Here is a 9,584-nt window from a genome sequence, read left to right on the forward strand (position 1 = left end):
CGACGGCGGTGTGTGCGCCCGGGGTCGGCCCGGCCTGATTCCGGCGCGGGGTGCCGGAGGCGCGGCGGCAGCGCGTCCCTGGCAGTGGTTTCCTCGCGGGCAGTGGATTCCTCACGGCCGTCGGCACGGTGCTGAGCCCGCGTCCTGCCGGTCGGGCACGTACTTGTAGCCCACCCGCCGTACGGTGACGATCCGGTGCCGGTGCGCTCTGCCCAGCTTGCGGCGCAGCCGCGCGATGTGGACGTCCACGGTGCGCCCGTCGCCGATGTGGTCGTCGTAACCCCATATGCCGGCCATCAGCTGCTCGCGCGAATGCACCTGGTGGGGATGGAGCAGCAGATGGGCCAGCAGCCCGAACTCCAGGTAGGTGAGGCCGAGTTCACGTCCGTCTACCTCCGCGACGCGTCGCGCGGGATCGATGCGGATGAGGCTGATTCCCGCTTCCGTCCGGCCCGAGGGAGCCGAGTCCGGGCGGGCGACCTGCCGGATCTCCGGCCGGGTCACATCCTCGGCGAAGAGCCGGGCGGGGTCGGTGCCCTCGGGGACGAGGACGAGGTAGCCGACGAGGGGTGCGGAGCCGGCTGCCTCGCCGCCTTCCCGTGCGGTGTGGCCCACGAGGCGGAGATGGTGCGTATCGGGAGGCGGCGTATCCGATGGAGTGGCCTTGGCCGGAAGTGCCGTGGTCATGTCGGTCGTCCTTCACGAGTACGTCAGGCCATCAAGCGTGGTGGCTGGAGCGCCTGATCGCCCGGGGGAGGGAGAAGGAGCGGAGTGGTACGCGCGATATGCGAGCCGCGTGCCGTTACGCGGGACAGCAGGCGGCGCTGCCGATGTGACCAAAGTCGACATGCCGACGACGAACGAGTCGCTGCTGTGTGTGGGACATGTCCATCATCCTGGGCATCCGCCGGGTGGGCCGTCAAGACTTCCCTAGTGCTTCAATGGGAAATGTAGGGAAGGTTACATCGCGGATGGTTCCCGTCACCGGCCGCCGGGCGGCGCGGCCCCGGGCGTCGCCGGTGGCCGGGACAGCCGGTATCCGGACCGTGGTTGACGAGAAGCGATATCTATTGCTCAATTACTCGCATGAATGCCGAGCAGCGCCTGGTCTCCCGTGACCACATCGACTTCGGTCGGGTGTGGTCCGCCGCATGTCGCGGCGCCTGACGCGGCAGCGGGCAGCCTGACCGGCCCTTTCTCCCCCCGGTTGCCTCCCTCGCGGGCCGGGTCCCCTCTTTCGCCCCGCCGTCGTACGCACCCGCTGACCCCGTGCCGAACCCCGCCGAATCGGCGCTGAATCGGGCGTAGTTCCGGTCCTGCGGGACCCGGCACGCGCTGCCGCCGACCCACCTCGCCCGGGGCCCGTGCTCCGGCGTCATCACACCCGCTCACCGTCTGGCCGGCTCCCGGCTACCTGATGCACCGTCACGCCCGGTGCGCCGAGGGCTGATCGCCGCCGTGCCCGTGTGCTGCCCGCGGACGCCCGGCCCGGAGGAATGGATGACCGCCGTCGTACCCTCCCGCGGCCGTCCTGGACCGCCCGCGCGCCATCCTCTCCCGGGTCCGCTGACTTCCCACCTCCTTCCCGCAGGCGAGGAGTACGGCCGCGGCACGCGTCCTCGCACCCGTCAGTGCACCAGTCAGTCCCCTGCAATCCGCACACTCCCGAAGGGTCCGCCATGGCCACCGTCCTCTCCGTCTCCGGAAGTCCCTCCGCCCTCTCGCGTACCGCCCGACTGCTGCGCCACCTGGACGCCCGGCTCACCGCCCAGGGGCACGGGGTGATCCCGCTGGACGTCCGCACCCTCCCCGCCGGGGCCCTGCTCGGCGCCGACTTCCGGCACCCGGCGATCGTCGAGGCGACCGCCCTGTTCGACCGCGCCGACGGAGTCGTGATCGGCACGCCCGTCTACAAGGCCGCCTACTCCGGGCTCCTGAAGTCCCTCCTGGACCTGCTGCCGCAGTACGCCCTGGCGGGCAAGACGATCCTTCCGCTGGCGACCGGCGGGACCACGGCCCATGTCCTGGCGATCGACTACGCCCTGCGCCCGGTGCTCAGTTCCATGGGCGCCGCACACATCGTCCAGGGCTGGTTCACGCTCGACAAGGACATCGCGGTGGGCGACGACGGCACCCTGACGGTCGCCCCGGGCCCGGCCGAGGCTCTCGCCCGGGTCGTCGACCAGTTCTCCGGCACCCTCAGCAGCCGTACGGCCCTGCCGGCGGCAGCCGGTCGAGCGACCTGACCGGTGACCGCCGCCGAGTACCCGTGCGCCCCGCCCGACCCCTGGGAGTTGGGCGGGCCGCCCGCTCTCCTGCCATCGTGTGGGACGCCGGGCGATGTCCGGGAGACCCTCCTGACGTGGCACGAAGAGCGCCTGACACGCGACAGCAGGGATCCCTGGAGTACCAGGACCGCGTCAGCCGTACATCCTGGCCGTGACGCGTACGGCGGCAGTCGTTCGTCAAAGCGGCGCCCGGCGTTGTCATCGCGACGGGCTCAGCCGATCGCGCACCGGGTCGACCGCGATGATCGCGACGACGGCGCAGATTGCCGATACCAGCCCGATGAGCTGGAACGCGGTGGTGAAGCCGTCGACCTTGGATGCCGACGCGTCGAGGATGAGGCCGGTGGCCCACGGTCCGACGACGCCGCCGATCGACTGAATCGCGATGAAGGCGCCGAGTGTGCCCGCGATCTGCCCGGGCGGGCAGGTCTCGACGATGGCGGCGTTGATGAGCGGGAAGATCACGATGACGAGCCCGTACGAGAGCGACACGGCCGCGACCGCCAGTGGCGCCGAGCCGAGCCACGGCAGGCTGATGAGCAGCAAGCCGCTGACGATGACCGCCACACACGGCAGGATGACCCGGACAAGGCGGATCGGCCTCCCGCGCGCGACTGCGCGGTCGCTGAGCAGCGACCCGCCGGTGAGGGTGATGAGGCCGACAACACTCGGCAGCGCGAACATCGTGCCGGACCGCAGGCGGGAGTATCCGAGTGCGTTCTCGAAGTACGACGGAAGCCAGGTGAGTACGACGGTGAGGAGGATGTAGGCGCTTATCGCGACGAACGCGGACGCGACGAAGGTCCGGGTGGTGAGGATGCGACGCCACGGCACCGTGCCGGCGTCGGCAGCCCCGTCGGCCGCCGGCGCGTGTTTGCTGACCGTCAGGTACGGGCCCGGCCGCCACTTGACCAGCCATGGGACGCACCAGAGGACCGTCGCGGCCGCGAGCACGGTGATCGTCGCACGCCATCCGTGGTGCGCGAGGACGAAGGCGAGCCCTGGAACGACGGCTATCTTGGCGACGGTCGACCCGGCCGTGATGAGCGCCCCGGGGAGGCCGCGCCGCTCCGGTGGATGCCATGAGTAGGCGGCCGTGTGGAGAAGCGCCGAGGTGGGTCCTTCGGTGAAGCCGAGAGCCAGGCGGCTGAGCAGAAGGACTGCGAACGTCGCCCACACGACGAGCGGGAGCATCACCGCCCCCCACGAAAGGGCGAGGATCGCGATGGACCAACGCAGGCTCATCATCCGGTTCAGAGGTCCCGCGAAGAAGCCGCCCACCGCATAGGCGAGGAAGAAGATGCTGCCGGTCAATCCGATCTGCGCGGAGGACAGCTGGAACTCCTCACTGAGCGACGGCGCGATGAGCCCGAACACCGCCTTGTCGGAGGCGTTGAGGACGTACAGCAGGACGAGCAGGCCGGTGAGGTTCCACGCGGTCCGCCGGGGTTTCCCGCGAGCGGGGGGAGGCAGCTCCGATTCGGGAGCACTGGCCGAGGTAGGGCCGAGGGGAGCAGCGTTCATGGTTTGGGATCCTTCGCTTTCGGTTCCGCATAGGCGTCGAAGCGTCGCGCCTGGGCTTCGCCCGGTCCCCTGAAGCCGTAGCGACTCCGGATGATGAGTTCTTGTTGTTCGAAGCGCCGCGCGGTGTTGGGCGGGCAGGCACACTGGCCTGCGGGCGCTGTCGCCTGTCCGGGGCGGCGGAGCCGCAGAGCCGCAGAGCCGCAGGGCCGCGCCGCAGAGCCGCGCCGTGCGGACGACGGCGCGGAGAAACACAGCCGGTTCGGCGCTCCTGGTCACACCGCCGGCGCTGTCATCAACAGCCGGTGAAGACCGGTGGTCGAATGTCGGGGAACACCCTCACGCCGTCGCGCACATCCTCGCTGTCCAGCGCTCTTTACAGCGCCGCCGCCGGATGCTCCATCAGGTCGCTGCCCAGAGTGGTGAGCGCCTCGGGCCGGTTCATGGTGAGCACCGCGACGTCTCCGGTGACCCCGGTGGTGACCAGGCTCATCGGGCGGCCATCCGCAGTGCGCCGTCGAGGCGGATCACCTCGCCGTTGAGCATCTGGTTCTCTACGATGTGGCAGGCCAGCGCCGCGTACTCGGCGGGGTCGCCCAGCCGGGAGGGGAAGGGCACCTGCGCGCCGAGTGAGTGCATCGCATCCTCGGGCAGTGTGCTCATCATCGGGGTGTGGAACAGGCCCGGGGCGATGGTCACCACGCGAATGCCGTACCGGGACAGTTCGCGGGCGATCGGCAGGGTCATGCCCGCCACGCCGCTCTTGGATGCCGCGTAGGCAGCCTGTCCGATCTGCCCGTCGAACGCTGCGATCGAGGCGGTGTTGACGATGACGCCGCGTTCCCCGCCGGGCCCGGGCTCGTTGTCCCGGAGTGCCTGGGCGGCCAGGCGGATCACATTGAACGTGCCGCCCAGGTTGACTGCCAGCACATGAGCGAACGCGTCCTGCGGGTGCGGCCCGTCCTTGTCCAGCACCTTCTCCGCGATCGCGACGCCCGCACAGTTCACCGCCCCCGCGAACACGCCCGGCTGCTCTGTCGCCGTGGCGACGGCCGCGGCCACCTGTGCCTCGTCGGTGACATCAGTCGGGACGAACACCGCGCCGTGCGGTGGCTCGCCCCTGAGGTCGGCGACAACGACGCGGGCGCCACGATTGAGCAGCGCCACCGCGGTGGCCTCGCCCAGGCCGGACGCGCCGCCAGTGACCAGGAAGGTGCGGTTGGTGAACTCCATGATCAGTCGACCCTCTCGATGATGGTGGCATTGGCCATACCGCCGGCCTCGCAGATGGTCAGCAGCCCGTACCGGCCGCCGCAGCGGGCCAGCTCGTATACAAGGTCGGTCAGCAACCGCGCCCCGGTGGAGCCCAGCGGGTGGCCGATGGCGATGGAACCCCCGTTGACGTTGAGCCGGTCGGTGCCGATGCCGAACTCGCGCGCGAAGATCAGCGGTACCGGCGCGAACGCTTCGTTGACCTCGATGCGGTCCATGTCCGCGATCGACAGCCCGACCTGGTCCAGTGCTTTGCGGGCGGCCGGGATGACGGCGGTGAACTGCAGCACCGGGTCGTCCGCGGCCACCGCCATCGACCGGATCACGGCCTTCGGGCGCAGCCCCGCGGCTTCGGCGGCGGATCGGTCGGCGATCAGCAGCGCCGCCGCGCCGTCGCTGATCTGCGAGGCGTTACCCGCGGTGATCGCCCCGCCTGCGCCGAAGGCCGGCTGGAGCGCGGCCATCTTCGCCGGGTCGACAGCCGCGCGGATGCCCTCGTCGCGGGTCATTCCGCCGATGGGCACGAGGTGGTCGCTGAAGTACCCGGCCTCGGTGGCCGCATGCGCCCGTCGGTGGCTCTCCGCGCTGAACTCGTCGAGCTCTGCCCTCGTCAGGCCCCACTTGGTCACGACCAGTTCCGCCGAGGGGCCCTGCGCGCACAGGTTGCCTTCGTACCGTGCCATCGCGGTCTCCCCATAGAACGGGGCCTTGCCACGCGATGGGTCGAACAGCGGCCCGAGATCCACCCGGCTCATGGACTCCACCCCGGCGCCGATGGCGAAGTCGTACTCGCCGCTGCGCACTCCTTGCGCGGCGAAATGCACCGCCTGCTGTCCGGAGCCGCACTGCCGGTCGATCGTGGTGGCCGGCAGGGACTGCGGCAGCCCGGCTCCCAGCGTCGCGAACCGGGCCAGGTTGCCGGTCTGCTCACCGACCTGCATCGCGCACCCGGCGATCACATCGGCCAGCCGCTCCGGATCGACCCCGGACCGTTCGACCAGATGGCGCAGAGTGTGCGCCAGCAGGTCGGTCGGGTGTGTGTGGGCGAGCCGGCCACCCCGTTTGCCGACCGGGGTACGGACCGCATCAACGATCACCGCTTCTCGTACGTTCACTGAACGCCTTCCTTTCTACGGATCGCGGTCGTCAGCCTTCAGCGCACGGCTCGGAGCACCGGCCGGGTGGCCCCGGCGGTGTACGTCCCCATGTCCGCGACCGGGGCAGTCGACTGTCACTGTGTCCTGGCCTGGTTGCCGGGAGCACGTCCGGCCCTCGATGCGAACTCAGCCAGGGTGGCGGCGTGCGGGTCGCACGGGCTGATGGACGGTGAGGGATTCGAGGACCGAGTGTGTGTGGGCGCCCAGGCGGGCGGCGGACTCGGTGGGGCCCGGGGGCGTCCGGGAGAACTGCCAGGCGAGGCCCGGCTGGCGGAGCTTCCCTTCGTCCGGGTGGTCGACGGCTTCGAACAGACCGCTGGCGACGACCTGCGGATCGTCAAGAAGCTCGCTGAGCGTCAGCACCGCCATCGCTGGGATGTCGCACTCCGCGAAGGCCCGCAGCCAGTCCTCCGTGGTCCGTTCGGGAAGCGCCGACTCAAGCACCTGGTACAGCTCGTCGATGTGCAGCGTCCGCTCGCGAATCGTCCGGAACCGGGGGTCGCTCGCGAGGTCGGAGCGGCCGATCAGCTCGAAGAACACCAACCACTGACGATCCGTGTAGACGACCACGGAGACGAATCCGTCCTTGGTGGCGTAGGGCTTGCGGTACGGCGACGAGGTCCGTCCATACCCCGCCGGCCCGTCCTGCGGGTCGTAGACGAGCCCGCCCATCTGCTCCATCGCGTTCATCGCGACCATTGATTCGAACATGGGTACGTCGACTGCCTGGCCAAGGCCGCTGCTGCCGCGCTCATACAAGGCGGCCATGATCGCTGACGTCGCCATCAGCCCAACCGTCTTGTCGACGTGCGCCGTCCGGACATAGCTCGGGTCGGGATCCCCTTGCAGGGCCGCAGTACCGCACGCGCCCTGGACGACGTCGTCATAGGCCGCGAAGTCGGCATACGGACCGGACCGGTTGAACCCGGACATGCTGCAGCAGATCAATCCCGGGTTGCCCTCGGCCAGCACTTCGTACTCCAACCCCAACCGCCGCGCCTTCGCAGGACGCAGGTTGTGGCAGAACACATCGGCTGTGGCCAGCAGAGACATCAGGGCCGCATGGCCTTCGTCGGTCTTGAGGTCGAGCACCACACTGCGCTTGCCCCGGTTGACGTTCATGAACGCGTGGCCGAGGCCGTTGCCGTGACGGTCACCGATTCCCCGGACGATGTCTCCGGTGGGTGCCTCCACCTTGATGACGTCCGCCCCCAGCTGGGCCAGCAGGAGTGAGCAGTACGGACCCATCAGGGTGGTGCTCATATCGACGACGCGGAGCCCTGCGAGTGGTCCGTCCGCCATGCCTTGCCAGGTGCTCATGCCGTCACCGATGTCCAGTAGTTCTCTTCGCCGCCCGCGAACGCCAGCCGGCCCAGCGCGATCGCCTCGTCCCGCTCGGACACGTCCGCGTCCCGCCAGGCCCAGATCCGACGGGTCAGCCGGTGCAAGGGGTACTCCTCGGTCACACCCATGGCGCCGTGGAGCTGATGGGCGAGGGCGGCGACTCGCGTAGCGCTGCGGGAGGACATCAGCCGGGCGATCCGGGCAGCGACCGACTGGCTCGAACCGGCCCGGTCGCGTGCTCGGTCGAGCCCTGCCGTGGCCTGGATGATCTCGGTCCTCATCACGGCGAGGTTGTTCGCCACCGCCGGTATCCTCAGCAAGGGAGCGCCGAACTGCTCCCGGGTGGACACATACGCCTTGGTGAGGTCGTAGGCCCCGCGCGCGGCAGCCAGGAGAGCACCGGCCCGGAGTATCCGGAGCCTGGTGAGGGCCTCGTCGTTCGTGACCTCCGTGAGCAACTCGACGGGCGCGCGGTTCAGGTACAGGGTTCCCACGGGCTCGCCGGCGAGGTCCGGCCGGACCGTGAGCTTCACCCCGGTGCTGCGAAGGTCGACCGCTATCGGCCCGCCGGCCGCGCCGACGAGGACAACGTCCCGCGCGCTGTCGGCCCACCGGACACCGCTGACCGTCGCGGTGAGCGTCCCGTCCTCCGGCTGGAGGTCGCTGTCCGTGACAGCGACCGTGCACAGTCCTTCGTGCCGGTGGTCCGGACCCCGCACCCACCTGGCGACGCCGTTCTCGACCAGCGGGGTGCTCAGCCCCGCGGCTGCGACCTCTTCGACGCAGGCGCACAGGTCATCCAGATCGCCCGACGGCTCTCCCGCACTCCGGAGGCTGCCGACCCCGGTGATCCCGACGTCGCCGAGGCGGGACCACAGGTCCCGCCACTCCAGCCGGGTGGCCCGGGGTGCGGCCTCTGCCGCCACGGCACGTGCGAGCATTCTCAGGTCGTCCGCGATGTCGCTCACAGGCGAACCTCCTTCTTCGCGATGAGGCCGAGCAGCACTTCCAGAGCGCCCCCGCGGATGGTGAAGGCCGGGGAAGCCATCAGTGCCTCTTCGTAGGAGGTCTGGAGCGCCGATGCCGGGGCCCCCGCCTTCCGTGCGACGTCCAGGACGTCGCGTTCGAACTGCGTCCCGAGGTACTTGAGTGTGGCGGCCTCCTGCACGGGCGCGCCTCCCGCGTCGAGTGCGTCCGTGACCTGGCGGCAGAGCTGACGCAGACACGCGAGCCGCGCGGTGAGTTCCCCCAGCTCCGCCTCGATGCCGGCGTCGGCGTGATCGGGGCTGTCGACCAGCGCGCCGAGCAGGGGATACGACGACAGCACCCGCTCCGGGCCGCTCCGCTCGAACGAGAGCTGCTCCACCACCTGGCGCCAGCCCTGTCCCAGCTCGCCGAGGAGCCGGTGGGCCGGCACGAAGACCTCATCGAAGGCGACCTCGTTGAAGTGGTGATCGCCGGACATGTCCACGATGGGCGAGACCGAGATGCCGGGTGCGTCCATGTCGATAATGAACTCGCTCAGCCCCGCGTGCTTGGGCGCCTCGGGGTCGGTCCGTGCCAGCACGTAGGCGTGCGTGGCCCGGTGGGCGTTGGTGGTCCAGGTCTTGGTGCCGTTGAGCAGCCAGCCGCCTTCGACCTCTCGCGCCGACGTACGCACCGAGGCCAGATCGGAGCCGGCGCCGGGCTCACTCATACAGACACAGAAGACGAACTCGCCGCTCAGAATCCCGGGCAGAAGCTCTTCCCGGACCTGCGGCGAACCCGTGCGGAAGATGGCGGGGCCGACCTGTCTCTCCCCGAGCCAGTGGGCGCTGACCGATGCACCCGCGCGCAACAGCTCCTCCGCCACGGCGAGGCGGACTCGGTAGCTCTCACCGCCGCCACCGGTTTCCTTGGGCCAGCTGATCCCGATCAGGTGACGCTCCGCGAGCCGCTTGCTGAACTCGGCGTCGAATTTGCGCACCCAGGCGTCGTTGGCGGGCATACCTCCCCTCTCGGC

Annotated in this window: 8 protein-coding genes; 1 reads left to right on the forward strand and 7 read right to left on the reverse strand. The window is 70.0% G+C overall.

The features are described 5' to 3' along the window. Positions 1-111: 111 nt before the first annotated feature. Positions 112-687 (reverse strand): winged helix-turn-helix domain-containing protein, encoded by a 576-nt coding sequence (locus tag ACWF94_RS23655; protein ID WP_453491835.1) that lies wholly within the window; start codon positions 685-687, stop codon positions 112-114. A 992-nt stretch (positions 688-1,679) separates the two neighbouring features. On the opposite strand from ACWF94_RS23655, the gene ssuE reads away from it, so the two are divergent. Continuing rightward, positions 1,680-2,246: an NADPH-dependent FMN reductase gene (ssuE, locus tag ACWF94_RS23660; protein ID WP_453491838.1), complete on the forward strand. Its 567-nt coding sequence runs from the start codon at positions 1,680-1,682 to the stop codon at positions 2,244-2,246. Positions 2,247-2,486: 240 nt separating this feature from the next. Here the strand turns inward: ssuE and ACWF94_RS23665 are convergent, their stop codons facing one another. The 6 genes from ACWF94_RS23665 to ACWF94_RS23690 form a co-directional block, all read right to left on the reverse strand. After that, complete coding sequence (locus ACWF94_RS23665; RefSeq protein ID WP_453491841.1) at positions 2,487-3,812, reverse strand: MFS transporter; 1,326 nt, start codon at positions 3,810-3,812, stop codon at positions 2,487-2,489. Between the two features lie 486 nt (positions 3,813-4,298). After that, positions 4,299-5,042: an SDR family NAD(P)-dependent oxidoreductase gene (locus ACWF94_RS23670; RefSeq protein ID WP_453491844.1), complete on the reverse strand. Its 744-nt coding sequence runs from the start codon at positions 5,040-5,042 to the stop codon at positions 4,299-4,301. Between the two features lie 2 nt (positions 5,043-5,044). Further along, on the reverse strand, positions 5,045-6,196 hold the full coding sequence (locus tag ACWF94_RS23675) for a thiolase family protein (protein ID WP_453491847.1): 1,152 nt from the start codon (positions 6,194-6,196) through the stop codon (positions 5,045-5,047). A gap of 168 nt (positions 6,197-6,364) precedes the next feature. After that, entirely contained in the window at positions 6,365-7,558 is a 1,194-nt protein-coding gene (locus ACWF94_RS23680) for a CaiB/BaiF CoA transferase family protein (protein WP_453491850.1), read from the reverse strand. Continuing rightward, entirely contained in the window at positions 7,555-8,550 is a 996-nt protein-coding gene (locus tag ACWF94_RS23685; RefSeq protein WP_453491853.1) for an acyl-CoA dehydrogenase family protein, read from the reverse strand. The genes ACWF94_RS23680 and ACWF94_RS23685 overlap by 4 nt, the downstream gene beginning before the upstream one ends. Then, on the reverse strand, positions 8,547-9,584 hold a 1,038-nt coding region (locus ACWF94_RS23690; protein WP_453491856.1), incomplete at its 5' end, for an acyl-CoA dehydrogenase family protein. The genes ACWF94_RS23685 and ACWF94_RS23690, both read right to left, overlap by 4 nt.

The sequence above is a fragment of the Streptomyces sp. NPDC055078 genome (assembly GCF_053607985.1).

Excerpts from the sequence above, each read along its gene's own strand:
- ACWF94_RS23655 (WP_453491835.1), bottom strand. The coding sequence starts at position 687 with ATGACCACGGCACTTCCGGCCAAGGCCACTCCATCGGATACGCCGCCT.
- ssuE (WP_453491838.1), top strand. The coding sequence starts at position 1,680 with ATGGCCACCGTCCTCTCCGTCTCCGGAAGTCCCTCCGCCCTCTCGCGT.
- ACWF94_RS23665 (WP_453491841.1), bottom strand. The coding sequence starts at position 3,812 with ATGAACGCTGCTCCCCTCGGCCCTACCTCGGCCAGTGCTCCCGAATCG.
- ACWF94_RS23670 (WP_453491844.1), bottom strand. The coding sequence starts at position 5,042 with ATGGAGTTCACCAACCGCACCTTCCTGGTCACTGGCGGCGCGTCCGGC.
- ACWF94_RS23680 (WP_453491850.1), bottom strand. The coding sequence starts at position 7,558 with ATGAGCACCTGGCAAGGCATGGCGGACGGACCACTCGCAGGGCTCCGC.